Annotated in this window: 24 protein-coding genes and 1 tRNA gene; 11 read left to right on the top strand and 14 right to left on the bottom strand. The window is 59.7% G+C overall.

The features are described from left to right. Positions 1-22: 22 nt before the first annotated feature. From OOF89_RS05340 to thpR, 7 genes are all read right to left on the bottom strand, one after another. Positions 23-988: a methyltransferase domain-containing protein gene (locus OOF89_RS05340; protein ID WP_266079875.1), complete on the bottom strand. Its 966-nt coding sequence runs from the start codon at positions 986-988 to the stop codon at positions 23-25. A 354-nt stretch (positions 989-1,342) separates the two neighbouring features. After that, positions 1,343-2,449, bottom strand: a complete 1,107-nt coding sequence (ftsY, locus tag OOF89_RS05335) for a signal recognition particle-docking protein FtsY (RefSeq protein WP_266079027.1) — start codon at positions 2,447-2,449, stop codon at positions 1,343-1,345. Positions 2,450-2,455: 6 nt separating this feature from the next. Next, positions 2,456-2,914 carry a prefoldin subunit alpha gene (gene pfdA, locus OOF89_RS05330; RefSeq protein WP_407661625.1) on the bottom strand — a complete coding sequence of 153 codons (459 nt, stop codon included), beginning with the start codon at positions 2,912-2,914 and terminating at the stop codon, positions 2,456-2,458. A 349-nt stretch (positions 2,915-3,263) separates the two neighbouring features. Then, a complete protein-coding gene (locus tag OOF89_RS05325) occupies positions 3,264-3,929 on the bottom strand; it encodes a translation initiation factor IF-6 (protein WP_266079025.1) in 666 nt (221 codons plus the stop codon). Between the two features lie 4 nt (positions 3,930-3,933). Further along, a complete protein-coding gene (locus OOF89_RS05320) occupies positions 3,934-4,212 on the bottom strand; it encodes a 50S ribosomal protein L31e (RefSeq protein ID WP_266079024.1) in 279 nt (92 codons plus the stop codon). Continuing rightward, on the bottom strand, positions 4,212-4,364 hold the full coding sequence (locus OOF89_RS05315; protein ID WP_266079873.1) for a 50S ribosomal protein L39e: 153 nt from the start codon (positions 4,362-4,364) through the stop codon (positions 4,212-4,214). The genes OOF89_RS05320 and OOF89_RS05315 overlap by 1 nt, the downstream gene beginning before the upstream one ends. A gap of 53 nt (positions 4,365-4,417) precedes the next feature. Next, positions 4,418-4,975, bottom strand: coding sequence for an RNA 2',3'-cyclic phosphodiesterase (gene thpR / locus OOF89_RS05310; protein WP_266079023.1), 558 nt, complete (start codon positions 4,973-4,975; stop codon positions 4,418-4,420). Between the two features lie 113 nt (positions 4,976-5,088). On the opposite strand from thpR, the gene fer reads away from it, so the two are divergent. Then, positions 5,089-5,733 (top strand): ferredoxin Fer, encoded by a 645-nt coding sequence (gene fer / locus OOF89_RS24525; protein WP_303657567.1) that lies wholly within the window; start codon positions 5,089-5,091, stop codon positions 5,731-5,733. A gap of 22 nt (positions 5,734-5,755) precedes the next feature. On the opposite strand, the gene OOF89_RS05295 is transcribed toward fer, so the two are convergent. Beyond that, on the bottom strand, positions 5,756-6,229 hold the full coding sequence (locus OOF89_RS05295; protein ID WP_266079022.1) for a hypothetical protein: 474 nt from the start codon (positions 6,227-6,229) through the stop codon (positions 5,756-5,758). A 257-nt stretch (positions 6,230-6,486) separates the two neighbouring features. On the opposite strand from OOF89_RS05295, the gene OOF89_RS05290 reads away from it, so the two are divergent. The 3 genes from OOF89_RS05290 to OOF89_RS05280 all read left to right on the top strand — a co-directional run bounded on the left by OOF89_RS05290 (position 6,487) and on the right by OOF89_RS05280 (position 9,086). Further along, positions 6,487-7,866 (top strand): signal recognition particle protein Srp54, encoded by a 1,380-nt coding sequence (locus tag OOF89_RS05290; RefSeq protein WP_266079021.1) that lies wholly within the window; start codon positions 6,487-6,489, stop codon positions 7,864-7,866. Between the two features lie 77 nt (positions 7,867-7,943). Further along, a complete protein-coding gene (locus tag OOF89_RS05285) occupies positions 7,944-8,528 on the top strand; it encodes a magnesium transporter (RefSeq protein ID WP_266079020.1) in 585 nt (194 codons plus the stop codon). Further along, positions 8,529-9,086 carry a magnesium transporter gene (locus OOF89_RS05280; RefSeq protein WP_266079019.1) on the top strand — a complete coding sequence of 186 codons (558 nt, stop codon included), beginning with the start codon at positions 8,529-8,531 and terminating at the stop codon, positions 9,084-9,086. A 2-nt stretch (positions 9,087-9,088) separates the two neighbouring features. Here the strand turns inward: OOF89_RS05280 and OOF89_RS05275 are convergent, their stop codons facing one another. Together OOF89_RS05275 and OOF89_RS05270 are read right to left on the bottom strand one after the other, a co-directional pair. Further along, positions 9,089-9,502: an RNA-binding domain-containing protein gene (locus OOF89_RS05275; RefSeq protein ID WP_266079018.1), complete on the bottom strand. Its 414-nt coding sequence runs from the start codon at positions 9,500-9,502 to the stop codon at positions 9,089-9,091. After that, positions 9,499-10,080, bottom strand: a complete 582-nt coding sequence (locus OOF89_RS05270; RefSeq protein ID WP_266079017.1) for an AAA family ATPase — start codon at positions 10,078-10,080, stop codon at positions 9,499-9,501. Before OOF89_RS05270 ends, OOF89_RS05275 begins: the two co-directional genes overlap by 4 nt. Positions 10,081-10,172: 92 nt before the next feature. Here OOF89_RS05270 and OOF89_RS05265 point away from each other — a divergent pair. The 4 genes from OOF89_RS05265 to OOF89_RS05250 all read left to right on the top strand — a co-directional run bounded on the left by OOF89_RS05265 (position 10,173) and on the right by OOF89_RS05250 (position 13,089). After that, a tRNA-Arg gene (locus tag OOF89_RS05265) sits at positions 10,173-10,247 on the top strand. A 244-nt stretch (positions 10,248-10,491) separates the two neighbouring features. Beyond that, the gene (locus OOF89_RS05260; protein ID WP_266079016.1) at positions 10,492-11,166 is read left to right on the top strand and encodes a TIGR00266 family protein; all 675 of its coding nucleotides are present in this window, start codon (positions 10,492-10,494) and stop codon (positions 11,164-11,166) included. Between the two features lie 66 nt (positions 11,167-11,232). Then, entirely contained in the window at positions 11,233-12,402 is a 1,170-nt protein-coding gene (locus tag OOF89_RS05255; RefSeq protein ID WP_266079015.1) for a pyridoxal-phosphate-dependent aminotransferase family protein, read from the top strand. Positions 12,403-12,462: 60 nt separating this feature from the next. Further along, the gene (locus tag OOF89_RS05250) at positions 12,463-13,089 is read left to right on the top strand and encodes a TMEM175 family protein (RefSeq protein WP_266079014.1); all 627 of its coding nucleotides are present in this window, start codon (positions 12,463-12,465) and stop codon (positions 13,087-13,089) included. Between the two features lie 14 nt (positions 13,090-13,103). Here the strand turns inward: OOF89_RS05250 and OOF89_RS05245 are convergent, their stop codons facing one another. Both OOF89_RS05245 and OOF89_RS05240 read right to left on the bottom strand, forming a co-directional pair. Next, complete coding sequence (locus tag OOF89_RS05245) at positions 13,104-13,313, bottom strand: hypothetical protein (protein ID WP_266079013.1); 210 nt, start codon at positions 13,311-13,313, stop codon at positions 13,104-13,106. After that, a complete protein-coding gene (locus OOF89_RS05240) occupies positions 13,310-13,492 on the bottom strand; it encodes a hypothetical protein (RefSeq protein WP_266079012.1) in 183 nt (60 codons plus the stop codon). The genes OOF89_RS05245 and OOF89_RS05240 overlap by 4 nt, the downstream gene beginning before the upstream one ends. 105 nt (positions 13,493-13,597) lie before the next feature. On the opposite strand from OOF89_RS05240, the gene OOF89_RS05235 reads away from it, so the two are divergent. From OOF89_RS05235 to OOF89_RS05225, 3 genes are read left to right on the top strand one after another with little or no spacing between them, the layout of a single operon-like run. Further along, positions 13,598-14,875 (top strand): O-acetylhomoserine aminocarboxypropyltransferase/cysteine synthase family protein, encoded by a 1,278-nt coding sequence (locus tag OOF89_RS05235; protein ID WP_266079011.1) that lies wholly within the window; start codon positions 13,598-13,600, stop codon positions 14,873-14,875. Beyond that, positions 14,872-16,023 carry a homoserine O-acetyltransferase MetX gene (metX, locus tag OOF89_RS05230; RefSeq protein ID WP_266079010.1) on the top strand — a complete coding sequence of 384 codons (1,152 nt, stop codon included), beginning with the start codon at positions 14,872-14,874 and terminating at the stop codon, positions 16,021-16,023. The genes OOF89_RS05235 and metX overlap by 4 nt, the downstream gene beginning before the upstream one ends. Before the next feature lie 44 nt (positions 16,024-16,067). After that, positions 16,068-16,826, top strand: a complete 759-nt coding sequence (locus tag OOF89_RS05225) for a S1C family serine protease (RefSeq protein WP_266079009.1) — start codon at positions 16,068-16,070, stop codon at positions 16,824-16,826. On the opposite strand, the gene OOF89_RS05220 is transcribed toward OOF89_RS05225, so the two are convergent. Both OOF89_RS05220 and serB read right to left on the bottom strand, forming a co-directional pair. Then, the gene (locus tag OOF89_RS05220) at positions 16,816-17,220 is read right to left on the bottom strand and encodes an Hsp20/alpha crystallin family protein (protein WP_266079008.1); all 405 of its coding nucleotides are present in this window, start codon (positions 17,218-17,220) and stop codon (positions 16,816-16,818) included. The genes OOF89_RS05225 and OOF89_RS05220 overlap by 11 nt on opposite strands. Positions 17,221-17,304: 84 nt before the next feature. Next, positions 17,305-17,940 carry a phosphoserine phosphatase SerB gene (serB, locus tag OOF89_RS05215; protein ID WP_266079007.1) on the bottom strand — a complete coding sequence of 212 codons (636 nt, stop codon included), beginning with the start codon at positions 17,938-17,940 and terminating at the stop codon, positions 17,305-17,307. Between the last annotated feature and the right edge of the window lie 21 nt (positions 17,941-17,961).

Genomic DNA, 17,961 nt, shown 5'->3' with positions numbered 1-17,961 from the left:
ATGTGTTCGATTCGGCAACCAACTATCGAGACAGCACTGCGATGTATCGCGTCAACGAGCGATGGACACGCCGTTCGAACTCCTCCTCGACCGTCCATCCCGCATCACGCGCCTCGGACACCCATGAGCGGTCGCCGACGATGACCGTTCGTGGTGCGACCCGATGGGCCTCCGAAAGCGCACCGTCTACGAGGACATCCAGTTCGAGATTCGCGATCTTCGACTGCCTGCCGTAAGGAGCGTCGAACACCACGCCGTCGATGGAATCGTCGGGAAACGGCAGGTGTGTTGCATCGCCGCGAACTGTTCCAGCATGGCTGTCGGGGCCGTAGTGAGTGAGGTTTTCCCCTGCCCCGCGAACCATCTTTTCCTGTGCATCCACGCCGAGCGGTCGTGCTCCCACCAGCGCGGCCTCGATGAGTACGCCACCGGTCCCGCACATCGGATCGAGGATCGTTTTCCCCTCCCGTGCTCCGGCGATGTTCACCAACGCGCGTGCGAGCAGTGGATGCATACTTCCCGGTTGGAAAAAGGGTCGGTCGGTCGGCATGCGACTCCCGAAATCGCGTGTGCTCTCGATTTCGAGCCAGCCGAGCATGCAGATGTCGTCAGAGAAGATGGCTCGCAGTTCGTGATCCGGGTCGTCCAAATCGACCGAAAAGCCACGTTCGACGAGTATCCGACCGAGTTTCCGTTCCGTTTCCTGCGTGCTCAGTCGTGTTTCGCGTACCGACCGGGCGCGCACCGCAACACTTCCCTCGCGGTCGAAGGACGCGGCGGAGAGCAATGCGCACGCGCTGTCGATGTCGGCGTTCGTCCTGCCGATCTGCTTGCTCGCTCGGTGCGTGTACGCGAGGTTTCTGATGCGCTCCGTGATGGCCGTCGCTCGCGCGAGTCCCGGTGCGACGATTTCGACGCCAGTTGCCGCGCTCTCCGCCTCACAGGCCGCAAATTCGTCGTCTTCTCCGCCGAGTTCGAGTAGATACACTGTTGGATTTCCGCTGGATTCAGTTCGCTGTCGTTCGACAGGAGTCTGTGGTTGGTCTTGGGAATTGCGAATTACGCTTTGGATATCGTCGTGGCATTGGACGGGTGCGCCGTCCTCGATTCGTTCCTGCTGGTTGTCCCGTTCTTCCTCCGTCCTGTTTCGTTCCGCTGACCGCAGTTGCTGGCTCAAAAACCGCCACCACGAGGTCACCCGAACGCGCGGGAAGGTCGGGTGGCCTCGGCGAATCGCCTCGGCCACTCCCACGGCGCATCCTCATATCCGTGTCACTGCGCGATTGCCGGCGTTTGCGTCGCTTCTCGAACCGGTGTTTCACCAAAAAAGTCGAAAATTCGATTACTCGTCTTCGTCGCCAAGCAGTCGTTCCACGAGGGTTTCAGGGTCGAATCGCTCGATGTCGTCGTATCCCTGTCCGGTTCCGAGGAAGAGGATCGGCTTCCCCGTCACGTGTGAGATGGAGATCGCGGCCCCACCTTTCGAGTCGGCGTCAGCCTTCGTCAGAATGGATCCGTCGATTTCCGCGGCGTTGTTGAACTCCTTGGCACGCTGCACCGCGTCCTGTCCGGCCACGGCCTCGTCCACGAAGAGGGTCATGTCCGGATCGACGACGCGGTCGATTTTCGCCAACTGGTCCATCAACCCTTCGCTGGTGTGCAGTCGTCCTGCCGTGTCGCCGAGCACCACGTCGATATCGTGGGCATCCGCGTACTCCACGGCATCGTAGATAACTGCTGCAGGGTCGCCACCCTGTTCGTGCTTGATCAGCTTTTTGCCCAGCGAGTCGGCATGCACCTCGATCTGTTCGTTCGCTCCGGCACGGTAGGTGTCGCCGTTCGCCATTACCGACGAGTGACCGTGCGCTTCGAGATAGCGCGACAGCTTGGCGATGCTCGTCGTCTTCCCGACGCCGTTGACGCCGGTGAAGATGATGACGAGCGGTTTGTCAGCCTCTTCGACGCGCTGGTCGAAATCGAACTGCCCGACGCTGATTACCGACAGGAGGGAGTCACGAAGCGCCTGTTCGACCACGTCTTCCGTCTCGGCGCTGAACTTCCGCGTCGCGCCGACGAGGTCGCTTCGGATTCCTTTGAGCATCTCTTCCGCGACGCTCATCTCCACGTCGCTTTCGAGGAGCGCCATCTCCAACTCCCAGAGGGGGTCTTCGACGTCCTGCTCCTCGATGACGATTTCACCGCGAGCGAACGATTTCGCCTTTTGTGCGAAGCCGCCGCCGTTGTTCGTCCCTTCGGTTTCCGACTCCGGTTCGCGGTCGGCCTCCGATTCGGATGCTTCAGTTTCGGTTTCCTCCTCGACGGGTTCCGACGTTTCGGCTTCGGCTTCTTCGGCTTCTTCGACTTCTTCAGCTTCTTCGGCCTTCTCCTCAGTCGTCTCCTCGACGTCCTTACGGAACCCGCTCAGCTTCTCCTTCAGACTGTCGAACATCGCCGGTTATTCGTCCTCGTCTTCCTGCTGTTGCTGCATCTGCTGCATCTGCTGTTGCATCTGCTGTTGTTGCATCTGCTGCGCCTTCTGCTCCAACTGGTCGCTCTCGGCTTCGATCTCCGCGATCTCTTCCTGCGTGTCGCTGATATGCTGATCGACGACGTCCTTTCGGCTTTTTAGCGATTCGACGGCACCGTTCTGGTCGCGCTCCGCAGCGTAGCCGCCACCGAGTTCGACGACGACTTCGTCGATGTTCTCGACGCTGGCACGGATGTACGCCCCGCCACCGAGCGGAACCTGAACGATCGAACCGGTCTCGAGCGTTTCGATAGCTTCGATGGCTTCATCCATCTCGCCCTTCTCGTCGCGCAGGTCCTCGACTTCGCCCTCTAGTTCCTCTTTCTCGGCTTCCAGCTGCTGAAGCTGCTGCGACAACTGCTGAAGCTCTTGATTTCCGCCGCCCATCATCGCTCTTCACTCTCCGTTCCGCGAGTAATCGTGCTCATGTCAACACCTGCGGGAGCGAGCGGGAAGAATCTTCCTAACTCGAACGCTCCGTCCATGAGTTCTCAATACGATGAGGTGCTCGAAGTGACCCGGTCGAAAACCAGCAGTACCTCCACCTGAACCGATTGTCCTGATCCCCAAATCGGCAGTCGTTCCTCTGTTCGATTTTCGATAGCTAAGAAACCCGATTCATATCATCGCTGTCGCTCGGGCGACTATTGATATCAACGCCCACGTGGGAAAATCGTGTGGCGATAGAGCTGCGATAATGAAACTCGGCAACGATATCGGTTCCGATGGGTGAAAATCAGTCGATATATCCCAGTGCGTCCTCGATACGTCCGAGCTCCGGCCCGGTCGTATCCTGCCCAACGACGTAGCCGTTGGCGTTCGCGAGGAGTCCCGACCCAACGAGCGGCCCACCGTAGTTGATGGTACCGATGTCGGCCGGAACGCCCAGCACGTCTTCGACGGTGTCGAGTTCGTCGTCGGTTGCTTTCGGGTGGCAGAGAACGCCTCTGTTCGTCGCCACCGCGGCAGTTCCGACCGTTCTCACACCAGCGATCATGCCGCGCTCGACTGGGACGCCGAGTCCATCCGAGACGGCCTGTACCGCCTCGTGCGGGAGGTCCGGGTGAACGTACGCACCGGTGTCGTTCGCGAGAACGACGTTTCCGGCGGCGTTGATGCGTCCCGGCAGTTCTGTGATAGGGACATCGATGGCGTCTTCGACCGATTCACGTTCGTGGTCGGTCATTCGACTGCTCACGAGCAACCCGTTCTCGTTGCCCGAAACTAGTGCACCGACGGTCGATGATCCACCCAGATTCGTCCGGACCGGCTCGACTCCTAACTCCGTGGTGAGCGATTCGACCAGTTCGTCGTCCAAATCGGGCCGAATCAGTAGATGCTCGTCAGTCGCATGCGCGAACACACCAACGTACGACGACCCATTAAACGCGGTACGGAGCACCGGTCTACTCTTCGTACTCCGCCTCGACGACTGCTTCGCCCTCTTCGTCGAAGCGTGCCGCGTGAACGCGGATCTTTCGCGGCGGCTTTTTTCGGCCGCGCGACCAGATTGCTTCGTTGATGGAGGGGTCGAGACGCACGTCTTCCTCGTCAACCTTGAAATGTTTGGCGAGGTGTTCGCGCACCACTTTCATCGCCTTACCGGCGCGTTTCTGCTTCGGCTCTGCTTTTACGTCTCGGAGCGGAACCGTAATGACTCGCTCCTCGAAATCACTTGCGCTCATTATTCGTCAGTGTCGCTACGCCGCCAGCTGCGACGTTTTGGGTTTCGCATCACGTCTCGGTCGGTCTTCATGATGACCCACGCAGGGACGCGGCTGTTCTGCCGTTCCAACTTGGAAAGCCGCTTCTTTTTGGCCTTCGACTTCTTGCCCATAGTGGTTGCCACTTTTCCGCCGTCGCATAAAATCTTGTTCCTTTCAAACGGGGTTAGAGCCGGAACGCCGAAACGGTCGAGTACTCCGGCCCGTCGCTCGTCAACTCGCTTTTCGTCAGCCGAATCTCCTCGACTTCCATCGTCCCGACTTCCGGGTCGAGTTCTCCTACGTTCCGCTGAACGAGTTCCTTCCCGCCTGCGTGCTGCATTCTGGCGATGGTGATGTGTGGAATGAACTCGTTTTCCTCCGGTTCGAACTCGAGATCGTAGAGACGAGACTCCACGGCATCGTGGAGCAGGTCCATCTCCGTTTCACCCTCGTCGACACCCAACCACACCACGCGAATATATTCGAGACTCGGGAAGACGCCCAGCCCCCGGATGTTCGCGTCGAACGGGCCGAAATCGATGTCCGATTCGACCGTCAGTTCGAGGGCGTCCTCGATGGCCGAAACGCGGTCCGAATCCACGTCACCGAGGAATTTCAGCGTCACATGGGCCTGTCGTGGGTCGGTAAACGATAGTCCGTCAGCCTCGCTGAACCGCTCTTGGACGCCTGCAACACCCTCTGCGAGGGCATCCGGTAGGTCGATACTCACGAACAGTCGCATACGTAATCGTTCGCCGCGAGAGGGCTTCAAGATTGGTTCCGTGGCTTGCGGTTATCCTCCCCTCTTCCGGGGTTGGGGAGAGGATTTATGCCTCTGATTTCCTATCACTACATGTGAACTCCCCGTTCGATGTTTTAGGGATCGATGCGGATGCGGACGACGAGGAAATCGTTGCGGCATACAGACAGCGAGTGAAAGAGGCCCACCCAGACGTGGGTGGCTCTGCCCGGGAGTTTCAGCGAGTCAAAGCGGCATACGAACGGATTCAGGCCGGATACGGAACCGAGGAGTACGAGGGGGAATGGGAGAAAGTCGAAGAAGTACAGACGCCAAAATATCCGCAGGTCGAGTATCTCAACTACGAGGTTCTCGACGATTACGGCTGGGAAATCGACGACCAAAATCTATTCCGGAAAGCCGCCGCAGCCGGACTCGATTCGGAGGATTATGGTCAGTTCCCGGTCGAACCGCAGGAATCGCTTCTCGAAGCCGCCGAGAACCGTGGTTTCGACTGGCCGTTCGCCTGTCGCGGTGGTGCCTGTGCGAACTGTGCGGTCGCAGTCGTGGCGGGGGAGACGGAGATGTTCTCGAACCACGTTCTCTCCTCGGAGATGACCGACCGTGGGTTCCGCCTGTCCTGCATCTGCGAACCGGCGACTGACGATATGCAAGTCGTCTACAACGTCAAACATCTGCCCGGTTTGGACGAACTTCGGTTGCCGCCACAACAGTTCGGGCAGGCTTCTTCCGACGATTGAAGTGGGGTATCCACTTTCCAGTCTATGGTTTACCTAGAGACTGATGACGCCGGTAGAGGTAGTACAGACAGAGCGCGATGGCGACGAACGGGAGTACCATCGTTACCGTCTCGCCAGCGAACTTCGTTGCAAGTGACTGCTTTTCAGGGCCATTGCTACCAATCACTCCGAGAAGGACGAGTGCCGTCCCACCGTAAAGGTATGGATTCGGCGACCATTCGACCGGACTCGCCCGAATCCCCCGAGCATCAAGAAACAGGGCGATGCCGAGCACTGGAAAGCCGAATAGATAGACGATACCGGTGATGGCGGCTAGTGCTTTCGTGACTGGCGCAACCGCGTCCGGAATGAACGGCGACATCGTGGATGCGACAACCATCAAAAACAACCCCGCTATCGGATACGCCGCGATGTAGTACCACCATCGGGAGCCGAATTTCGAGGCTTCGCTGAACTCTTCTTCGCCCTTTTCGGGTTCAACTGCCGACAACGACATCGAATTGCAGTTGTTGCAGGGGGGTTGTTCTTCCGATGGACTTCTCCACAGTCGTCACACTCCCACTGAAGGTCCACCTGCTCCTCTATCCGCTTCGTCTCATCGACTGTCTCGACTCTCTGCTGCCCCGACATGGTTGAAATGATTCTGTAGTGTTATTTATCTCTATCTGCCTGAAACTGGCTGACGACCCTGATCGACCGCAAATCAACTAGAAAAAGCATTTAAACCGCCGGAAAGCCAAACACTCTCTAACGATGGTGCTCGACAATCTCGGTAGTTCTCTCCGCGGTTCCCTCGACAAGTTGAGTGGGAAAACCCGCGTTAGCGAGGACGATATCGAGGAAATCGTCAAAGAGATTCAGCGCTCGCTCCTGCAGGCTGACGTCGATGTGAGCCTCGTGATGGAGCTTTCCGACTCTATCAAAACTCGATCGTTGGAGGAAGAACCGCCCGGTGGGACGACGGCCCGTGACCACGTGCTCAGTATCGTCTACGAGGAACTCGTCGGCCTCGTCGGCGAAAGTACGGACATCCCGCTCGAAAACCAGACTATTCTCCTCGCCGGGCTCCAGGGATCCGGTAAAACGACCACGTCCGCCAAGATGGCGTGGTGGTTCTCGAAGAAGGGCCTTCGCCCTGCGGTCATCCAGACCGACACCTTTCGACCCGGTGCATACGATCAGGCGAAGGAGATGTGCGCCCGCGCCGAGGTGGACTTCTACGGTAATCCCGACAACGACGACCCGATCGATATCGCCCGCCAAGGATTGAAGGAGACCGCTGATGCCGACATCCACATCGTGGACACTGCCGGTCGGCACGCGCTCGAAGACGACCTCATCGCCGAAATCGAGGAGATCGAGGCGGAAGTCAACCCCGACCGCAACCTGCTCGTGCTGGACGCAGCGATCGGACAGGGCGCGAAAGATCAAGCCCAGCAGTTCGACGAATCCATCGGCATTGACGGCGTCGTCATCACGAAACTCGACGGGACGGCGAAAGGTGGTGGCGCGTTGACGGCGGTCAACGAGACCGATTCCTCGATCGCGTTCCTCGGGTCCGGAGAGACGGTACAGGACGTGGAGCGATTCGAACCGAACAGCTTCATCTCGCGTCTACTCGGAATGGGAGACCTCGGTCAACTCACCGAGCGCGTCCAGCGTGCGATGGAGGAGACGCAGGAAGAGGAGGAGGACTGGGACCCCGAGGACATGCTGAAGGGCCAGTTCACCCTCAAGGACATGCGTCACCAGATGAACGCGATGAACAAGATGGGGCCGCTCGAACAGGTCATGGACATGATTCCCGGCTTCGGCGGGGGTATCATGGACGAACTACCGGACGATGCGATGGACGTGACGAAAGACCGCATGCGGTCCTTCGAGGTCATCATGGATTCGATGACCGAGAACGAACTCGAAAACCCACGCTCCATCGGTGCGAGCCAAATCCGGCGTATTTCCCGTGGCAGCGGCAAGGACGAGGAACGCATCCGCGAACTGCTCCAGCAGCACAAGATGATGTCCCAGACGCTGAAGCAGTTCCAAGGGATGGGACAGGGCGGCGACATGGAGCGTATGATGAAGAAGATGCAGGGTGGCGGCGGTGGCGGCGGGTTCGGCCCGTTCGGATAACGAGCATCGTATCGTAGGCTGTCGGGTCTACCGCAACACGCCCCTTTTTTGTTCCACGGCCGCATCCGTTTCAACAGATGTCCGTCCGGGAAGTCGCCGTCGAGGCATACCGCGAGGCCCTCCCCGCGTTGGCCGCGAGCGTAGTCGGCGGCCTGTTCGCGGGCGTCGTTCTCGGCGGTATGCGCGCCGAACTCCGTGAGGTACAGGGATTGCTCGTTCTCGTACCCGCCCTCCTCGCCACCCGTGGAAACGTCTACGGGTCGCTCGGCGCGCGCCTCGCGTCCGGACTCCACCAAGGGTTGGTCGAACCGTCGTTCGTCCCGGACGACGATCGAGTGTGGGCCGCTATCGTAGCCTCGCTGGCGAACGGGATTCTCGCCAGCCTGTTCGCGTCGTTGGTCGCGTTTTCGGTTCTCCGGCTGCTCTCCGACCCCGTTGCACCGTTGCCCACTTTGGTCGCTATCGCGTTCATCGCGGGATTGCTTTCGGGCAGCGCGCTGACCGTCGCCGTCGTCTTGGTCGTATTCGCGGGATACCGGCGCGGTAACAACCCGGACACGCTCGTCGGACCGCTGGTGACGACGACCGGCGACGTGTTCGGCATCTCGTTTCTCCTGCTCGCCGTTCGAATCGTCCTCGGGTTCGGATTCGGGGGCGGATGAATGCCGACACGCTGGACGGTTCGCGCCATCATGCGGGCTATGCTCCCGGTTTTGCTCGTGTTGACCGTCGTCGAAATCGGCAGCGGTCTCGTCCTCGGATCGTTCGAGAGCACCCTGCTTCGGTATCCGACGCTTCTCGCACTCGTGCCGGTCACCATCGGAACGGCGGGCAACCTCGGCAGCATTCTCGCCGCCAGACTATCGACCGCGTTTCATCTCGGAACGCTCTCGTTCAGTCGTGAGGATGACCTCCTCGCGGGAAATGCGGTGGCAACTGTCGCGCTCGCGATCACCGTTTTTCCGGTCGTCGGCTTCGGTGCGTGGTCGTTGACGTGGTTGATCGGCGGAACCGAGTTGGGACTCCACATCGTCGTTTTCATCTCCTTGATGAGTGGAATCACGCTGGCATTTATCGCAGTGTTGGTTACGCTCGTTGCCACTTACGTCGCGTATCGGTTCGAACTCGACCCTGACGACGTGGTCATTCCAGTCGTCACGAACGCTTGCGACGTGCTGGGTGTTATCGTACTCTTTGTCGTCGTCCAAACGGTTATCTGAAACTACGTCTCGCCCGTAATCGGCTTGCCGTCCTCTGTCGGTGGCGCGACGTAATCGATGAACTCCTCGACGGAGGGGTCGTTCACCCTGATTCGGACGTGAATGTCGCCGAGTTCGTCCGGATTGCCGACCGCGAAGTTGATGACGCCTTGGAAGGCGGCTTGCTTTTTCAGCGAGAACGAAAGAGTATCGCCGTCTCGACCGCCGAAAAACTCCCCGCGTGCCGTATCGAGGATTTCCTGTCGGTGGAGTGCTTCCGAGAACGCCTCGACGCTGTGCGCTTCGGCGACGAGTTCTCCGTGTCCCGATTCGGCTTCCGCACCGGGGAAGACGTTCTCGATCGCGTCCGCGACCCGCGCCTCGATTTCCGTGTCCCGAACCGGCGCCGTAATTTCGATATCGACGCTGTAAATCATGTTCCCTCCGCAGTTTGTACGTTTTCCAGCCCCGAAAGTCCGTCTTCGAGGAGGGCACGAATCTGCATTCGGAACGCGTCGAGCGTGTCTGTGTTGTCGATAACGGCGTCTGCTCGTGCCATCGCTCGGTCGAGACCGAAACCGAGTTCGCGTTCGTCACGCTGTTGAAGTCCCTCCTCGTCTTCATCGGTGCGGTCTCTGCCGCGCTCGCCGAGTCGTTCGGCGCGAACTTCGAACGGCGCTTCGATGCTCACCAACACGAAATCGTCGCCGAAGGTGGATTCGAACCGTTCGACTTCGACGCCGGAGCGAATGCCATCCACGAGGACGGTATCGGATCCTTCCATCGCGTCCTCGATCTGCGGAAGCGACGCCTGTGCGATGGCGTCCGGGCCGTTTTCCTCGCGGAGTGCTTTCGCGATTTCGCCGTGGTGTTCCGCCGGGTTGAGACCGCGCTCCCGGCACGCTTCGCGGATGACATCACCCATCGTCACGACGGGGATGCCGACCTCTTCCGCAACGGTTGCGGCTTCGCCCTTGCCGCTCCCCGGTAGGCCGACGGTTCCGATTACTCGCATTGCTCTGGTTTTGTCGTGAACCGTGCTTAAGGGCTGTGCTCTCGCGCGAAATCCCAATCCCTTATGATGACCGCCCGATAATGTGGCACTGAGGGCACGTAGCTCAGTCTGGATAGAGCGTCGGACTTCTAATCCGACGGTCGTGGGTTCGAATCCCATCGTGCCCGTTCGTCTTTCGTTCGTGCTCGTTCCATTTTCGCTTCCGTAATACGTTCGACTGTAGCGACAGTTGATATTACTTCGTGGCCGCTTCAGTTGCTCATAATCGAGGTCAACACGGGCGTTCAGGGACGAGCTACGACCACGCTCCGCTCCCACAAAACCAGCCCGAACACCTTCACAGCCAGTACGTCATTCACGAGAGAGGAGGCCGCGAGGGCTATGCATCTCCATCCCGTGTCTCCTTCGAGTATGGATTACGAAATCACGAACCGGCCTGCGTTCACCCAGCTTGAACTGACACTGGAATCGAATGAGGAGATTCGAGCCGAGGCCGGGTCGCTGGTTAGTCACTCGAAGAATGTCGAAGTCACGGCGGGGATGGACGACGAGCTCGTAGAATCGCTCTCCGATTCGATGTTCGACGAACGACGACCGTTTTCGACCACCTTTTCGGCTAACCGTCCCGGCACCGTCACGTTGGCACCGCCGTTTCCCGGCGATATTTTTCACTACGAACTCCGTGATGAGTCGCTTTACACCCCATCAAGCTCGTTTCTCGCCGTGGAACCGGGTGTCGGACTGGACGCCGAACTGAGCGGCGGACGGGCGTTCGTCGAGTCTGAGGGGGATTTCTTGCTCGAGCTGTCGGGGTCGGGGTTATCGTTTCTGTCGAGCTACGGGGCGATTTCGGTGGTCAGTCTCAACTCCGACGAACGATACGTCGTGGACACTGGACACGTCGTCGCGTTCGAGCAAACTGTCGGATTTTCGGTTAGCCGCCTCAGCGGCGTCCGGTCTCCCGCCGAGAGCGGCGACGGACTCATCTGCGAGTTCGAAGGACCGGGAACCATCTGGATGCAATCGCGCAGTCCGGCGGCGTTTCTCACGTGGCTCGTTCCGAATCTGCCGGACGAACGTCAGTAGATGGAAGAGGTGGCGGAATTTGCGCCCCGCACGACGCTTATTTACTGGGAGGTCGAACGATGGTGTATGCGAGAGGATTTTCTCCTACTCAACCCGGGTCCAGTTCCCCTCGCGCGTGACGTTCGAACCGCGATGAGCGAACCGATGGTTTCGCACCGCTCGTCCGAGTTCGAATCGGTGTACGAACGCGCACAGACCAGTCTCGATTACATCTTCGAGCGATCGTCGCTCGATGGAACGCCGACGACGAATGGCGGCACGAGTCTCATCTTCAACGGAACCGCGACGATGGCGATGGAAGCCGCGGTCGCCAACCTCGCCGGTGAGGATGACGAAGTAGTCACCATCGTCAACGGAAAATTCGGTCGGCGATTCAAACGGATCGCCGACCGATATGCGAACGTCACCCCCGTCGAATTCGACTGGGGTCACTCCATCGACCCGGAAACGGTCGGCGAGGTAGTCAGCGACGATACGAAAGTCGTGACGATGGTACACAACGAGACGAGCACCGGTCTTCTCAATCCGGTCGCCGAAGTCGGCGAAATCGCCGACGAGCACGACGCTTACTTCGTTGTAGACGGTGTTACCTCCCTCGGTGGCGACGAGTTCCTCGTGGACGACTGGAACGTCGATGTCGTAATCACCGACGCGCAGAAATGTCTCGCTGCCCCACCGGGTACCAGCGCGATGTACGCGACGCCTCGCGCGCAGGAGGCATTCGACGGCGAGAACGCGCCGTTTTACGAGGATTTGGACTGGCATCTCCGGAAGGCGGACTCCCACCAGACGCCGTTCACGAGCGCCGTTCCTCTGTTCCGTGGCCTCGCGCTTGCAGTCGAGCATATCGAGGACGAGGGCATGCCCGAACGAATCGCTCGCCACCGCAGACAGTCGTCGGCGTTCCGAGCCGCGTTCACTTCGATGGGGCTGTCGATGTTCCCCGAACGAAACGAGTCGTCGGAGTATTCGAACACGCTGACTGCCGTCTCGCTCCCTGTAAGCGTCCGCGAAAACCCGGACGACTTTTTCGACGCGGTGACCGAACGTGGCGTCAGCATCAGCGGTGGACAGGCGCATCTCGGTGGTGAGATCTTCCGCGTGAGCAACATGGGCAACCTCTCCTCGGAGCAAATCCTCCGTGGCGTGCGTGCTATCGGTGAGGCGTTCCTCGACGTCGGCGAAGATGTCGATCTGGAGGCGGCGATGGCCGCGGCCCGGGAACAGTTGCGCTGATTCGGCACCGACCGAAAAATAGCAGGTGTACTTACCTGTTATCGCGTCGAAACATCGACCATGGTCGTCCGGGTGCTGGGTGGCGAGGGTACCGACCGACTCGAAGCGATTAGCGATGGCGTCTTCGCTATCGTGCTGACGCTGTTGGTGCTTCAATTCGAAGTGCCGGACGTTCCGTCGGCGCAGGCGGGGACCCAACTTCCGCCGTATCTCCTCGGCTTTCAATCGTTGCTGTTCAGCTATCTGCTGAGCTTCTTTACGGTCGGTGTGTATTGGGTCGTTCACCAGAACCTCTTCCAGAACATCGAACGACACGACCGGATTCTCCTCTATCTAAACCTGCTGTTCCTGCTCACCATCTCCTTTCTCCCGTTCCCGACGGAACTCGTTGGCACGTATTCGACCCGGTTGACGTGGGGGTTGTACGCGACGAACTTCACACTCGTCGGACTGACCATGACGGCGACGTGGTGGTACGCCGCACGACGCGGCCTTATCACCGATGAAATCAGCACCCACCACGCTCGTCTGGTTTCCATTCGGGGGCTTATCGTCCCTTTCGTGTTCGTCTCCTCGATAGCGGTCAGTCTGGTCAGTCTCGACCTGGCGTACTGGATGCCCCTTCTCATCATCCCGCTTCAGGCGTGGTGGGTGCGGCGATATCGCTCACTGCAGGGCGAGGGTTAGGGAGTCGAGGCTGACTATTCGAGTTCCGACAAGCCGGCTACGGACAATATCGACTGCACGAGGAGAACGAGAACGAAGGCGAACGCGACGAACATCGTCGGAGCGGAGAGATACCGCGCGGTTTGGTAGGAAAACACGAGCCGCCCGAATCCGAGTAGGAGAAAACTCAGGAGGATAAGGGCGAACGCGCCGAATCCGAGCAGAACGAACGTGCGCTTTTTCATCGGTTTTGTTCGAGCTTCCCGACACGTATAGCGGTGTCGCTCGCGGGTTCGAAGACGTAGCTGTGTTCGATGTCCGTGTCGTAGAGCACGGTTTCGGGTTGTCTTTCCCACAGTCGCAAGAGGAGGAACACGTCACCGGCCGCCCCCGACGTGTCGATGGAGCGGACGGAATACGCCACTAGCGCTCGCGAGTCGAGTTCTCTTCCTCGCCATTCGCTAGCATGCTCTGCAAACCTTGCCGTAACTGGTGGTTATAAAATTCTGTAGAAATATTCCTACTACACATGAGTGACGACCAGCCCCGATTCGATACCCGGAGCGTTCACGCGGGGCAGGAGCCGGACCCCGCGACAGGGGCGGTTGCTCCGCCCCTCTACCAAACGACCTCCTACGCCTTCGAGGACGCAGACCACGCCGCAAACCTGTATGCGCTGGAAGCCGACGGTCATATCTACTCCCGGCTGAGCAACCCGACAGTCGAGATGCTGGAGGACCGAATCGCTTCACTCGAAAGTGGAACCGATGCGGTCGCTACCGCCAGCGGTATGGCGGCGCTCGACTCGCTCACGCTCGTCCTCGCGGAGGCTGGCGACAACGTCGTCGTCTCGACCGATACCTACGGCGGGACGACCGCCTACTTTTCGCACACCGCATCCCGTCGTGGAATCGAGGCTCGGTTCGTGGACACGCTCGACTACGACGCCTACGCCGACGCAATCGACGAGGACACGGCGTTCGTCCACGTCGAAACCATCGGCAATCCGTCGCTCGTCACTCCCGATTTCGACCGTGTGGCCGATATCGCCCACGACCATGGCGTTCCTCTCGTCGTGGATAACACGTTTGCGACGCCCGCGCTCTGTCATCCCCTCGACCACGGTGCGGACGTCGTCTGGGAATCCACGACCAAATGGCTTCACGGGAGCGGAACGACGGTCGGAGGCGTCCTCGTGGACGACGGCACCTTCGACTGGGAGGGCTACCCGGAAATCGCGGGCGAAAACCCAGCCTATCACGGTATCGACTTCTCGAGGGACTTCCCGAACGCACCGCTCGCCGCTGCCGTCAGGTTCCGTTCGCTTCGAAGCCTCGGCAATCAGCAGTCGCCCTTCGACGCGTGGCAGACGATTCAGGGGTTGGAAACGCTTCCCATCCGGATGGCCCGCCACTGCGACAACGCCGCTATCGTCGCGGAGTACCTCGCCGACCACGACGAGGTAGCGTGGGTCACCTACCCCGGTCTCGAATCACATGATACGCACGACAACGCGAGTCGATTCTTGGATTCCGGCTACGGCGGCATGATTGCTTTCGGACTCGGCGAGTACGAGGCCAGCAAGACGTTCTGTGAGGAAGTCGACCTCGCCTCGTTTCTCGCCAATATCGGCGACGCGAAGACGCTCGTCATCCATCCCGCGAGCACGACGCACGCCCAACTCTCGCCGGAAGAACAGCGGTCCGCTGGCGTGACGCGCGACCTCGTTCGCCTCTCGGTCGGCATCGAAGACCCCGCTGATATCCTCGCCGACCTCGATTCGGCAATCGAGGAGGCTACACGATGACTGTCTCGCTTGGCTCGTTCGAATTCGAGTCCGGTGCGAAGATTCCTGAATTGGAAATCGCCTACGAGACGTACGGCGAATACACCGGCAACAATGCGGTTCTCGTCTGCCACGCACTCACCGGCAGCCAGCAGGTTCTCGGAAGCAAAGACGGCCAAGGAACCGGTTGGTGGGACGAGATGGTAGGCCCGAGCATGCCCATCGACACCCGCAAGCAGTTCGTGGTCTGTGCAAACGTTCCCGGATCGTGTTACGGCACGACCGGCCCGCAGAGTACGAACCCCGAGACGGGTGACCCCTACGGTTCCGATTTCCCGACCGTCACCGTCGGCGATTGGACTCGTGCCCAACATCGTCTGCTGGATCATCTCGGAATCGACGGACTCCGGGCAGTCATCGGCGGAAGCGTCGGCGGGATGAACGCCCTCGAATGGGCGAAACGATACCCGGACCGCGTCGAGAAGGTAGTTCCAATCGCCACGTCGGCGCGTCTCGATCCACAATTGCTCGCCCTCTCCGCGGTTTCCCGGCGGGCAATCGTCTCCGATCCGATATGGCAGGGCGGTGACTACTACCCTGACCATCCCGATATCGGATTGGCCCTCGCCCGGCAACTCGGTCACGTTACGTACCTGTCGAAGGATTCGATGGCGGACAAGTTCGGTCGGCGACTCGCCGACTGTCCGCCACGGAAATTCGGTGCGAGTGGGGATTCTTCCAGCCCCGTTCCGGAGTTCGCTCTCGACGATGACTCCTATCGTGACGTGGAGAGCTATCTCGATTACCAGGCACAAAAATTCGTCCAGCGATTCGACGCGAACAGCTATCTCTATCTCACCCACGCGATGGAGAACTACGACCTCTCCGCAGGCTACGACTCCGACTCGGACGCGCTTGCGGAGTACGACGGCGAGGTACTCGTCCTTTCGATTTCCGGCGACTGGCATTTCACGGTCGAACAAGCGACCCATCTCACCAACGCGTTCCGCGACGCCGGTGTCGAAGTGACCCACCGCGTCATCGATAGCGACCACGGACACGATGCGTTCCTCACCGAACCCGAGTCGGTCGGCCCGCCGATTCGACGATTTCTCGACCCCGAGACGGGACGGTTCGCTCCCGTTCACGCCAGTCTGTTTGCCCACTGAATGGCCACTGAATTGATTGCCCCTCCCCTCGTCCAGAGGCCGAGATGAGAACCCGACTGCTCGTTTTGCTCGTCACCGGTGTGGTCGTCACATCGAGTGTCAGCGTCGCTGGTGTCGAGAACGTACAGCAACGGAACGAACAACGAGCACTACCGTGTCAGTACCCGTCACTGTACGATGAGTCGATAGATTCGGTGGTTGCCGTCGGGGTCGAAACGCCTCGGGGAATCGGTGAAGGTTCCGGATTCGTATACCGACTCTCCAAATCGAATTCGTCCGGTTACATCGTCACGAACGAGCACGTCGTCGCGGGGGCGACTGAACTCTCAGTGCAGTTCAACCGCGGGGAGTTCAGACGGGCGGAAATCGTCGGCACGTCGCCTCGAACTGACCTCGCCATTCTACGAATCGAACGAGTTCCGAACTATGTCGATTCGCTTTCGCTCGCAAATGAACGGGCGGAACCCGGTCAGCGGGTTGCCGCACTCGGTAACCCTCTCGGTTTACAGGGTACGATAACGCAGGGTGTCGTCAGCGGGGTCGATCGAACGCTCCCGACTCGTCAGGGCTTTTCGATCCCCGGTGCAATTCAGACCGACGCGGCGATCAACCCGGGCAACAGCGGCGGTCCACTGGTAACCTGCGGCGGGCGCGTTATCGGCGTCAACACCGCCGGTATCGTGGGTGGCGAAAACCTCGGATTCGCGATTCCCGCGCAAGCCGTTAGACGGACCGTGCCGTCACTCATCGGCGACGCGAATCGCGCTGACGCGGATCGGGCCGCCGAACAAATCAGTCGCTAATTTCGATTTTATCACCGTCTTCGGTGTCCTCCTCTTCCGTAATCGGGAGTCGAACTTCGAGGACGCCGTTGCGGTAGGAGGCCGTAATGCTATCCTTCTCGACTGCCTTAGGGAGGCTCACGCGCTCCGAGAGTTCGCGGGCACGGCTGAAGTCGTCACCAGTGACCTCGTGTTTCGCGGAGACGGTCAGCACGTCGTCGCTGAACGAGAGGTCGATCTCTTCCTTCTCGAACCCGGGGAGGTCGGCGACGAGGACGAACTGTCCATCGTGTTCTTTCAGGTCGATGTGGGTACCTCGCCGTCCGTCCGACCGGGGTTCGCCGACGCCCCACATGCGGGCGCGCATTTGTTCGAACATTCGGTCCATATCCTCAAAGGGGGTGTATCGTTCCATTACAATCACCGACTGTATTAGATGACTTCTGAAATAATAAAGATAGCGAGACACGGAATATCACGTGTCTCAGGGCTTCTATCTTTAGATTGCGTTTTTGGTCGCGAGGATGTCGTGGAGTTCGTTCATGTGCGAAACGATGGTGTCACAGGCCGGTGCCACGGCGGGTTTTGGCTCGAAGCCGACGGCCAATCCCGCGACTTCCAGCATCGGCAGGTCGTTCGCTCCGTCACCGACTGCGACGGTGTTTACTATGTCCGCGTCCTGGTCTTTCGCCAGCGACTCCAGGGCTTTGTCCTTCGTCCCCTCGATGAGTGGCCCTTCGACTTCGCCCGTCAGTGTCTCGCCGTCGTCCGGCAGTCGGTTGGCGATGATGGTGTCCACGGACACTCCTTCGCGGTCGAGCGCGGCTTGGACGCCGCGCTCGAATCCGCCGGTCAAAATCGCGACGTGGGTTCCCTTCTCGGCCAAATCGGCGAGAATCTCGGCGGCACCGGGCCGTAGACGGACCTCCGAAAACGCATCTTCGGCATCCACCAGCGGAAGGCCTTCGAGCAGGGCCGCCCGGTCGCGGAGGCTTTCGGCGTAGCTGATTTCGTCGTTCATCGCGCGCGCCGTGATGTCCTCCATCTGGTCGGCAACGCCCTTTCGTTTGCCGAGCAGCACCGTCATTTCCGAATCGGAAAGCGTACCGTCGAAGTCGAACGCGACTATCTTCATTCGAATCGTGATTGGTGCTTC

The sequence above is a fragment of the Haladaptatus caseinilyticus genome (assembly GCF_026248685.1).
Taxonomy (GTDB): Archaea; Halobacteriota; Halobacteria; order Halobacteriales; family Haladaptataceae; genus Haladaptatus; species Haladaptatus caseinilyticus.
This window is presented reverse-complemented; position numbering and strand designations above follow the sequence as displayed.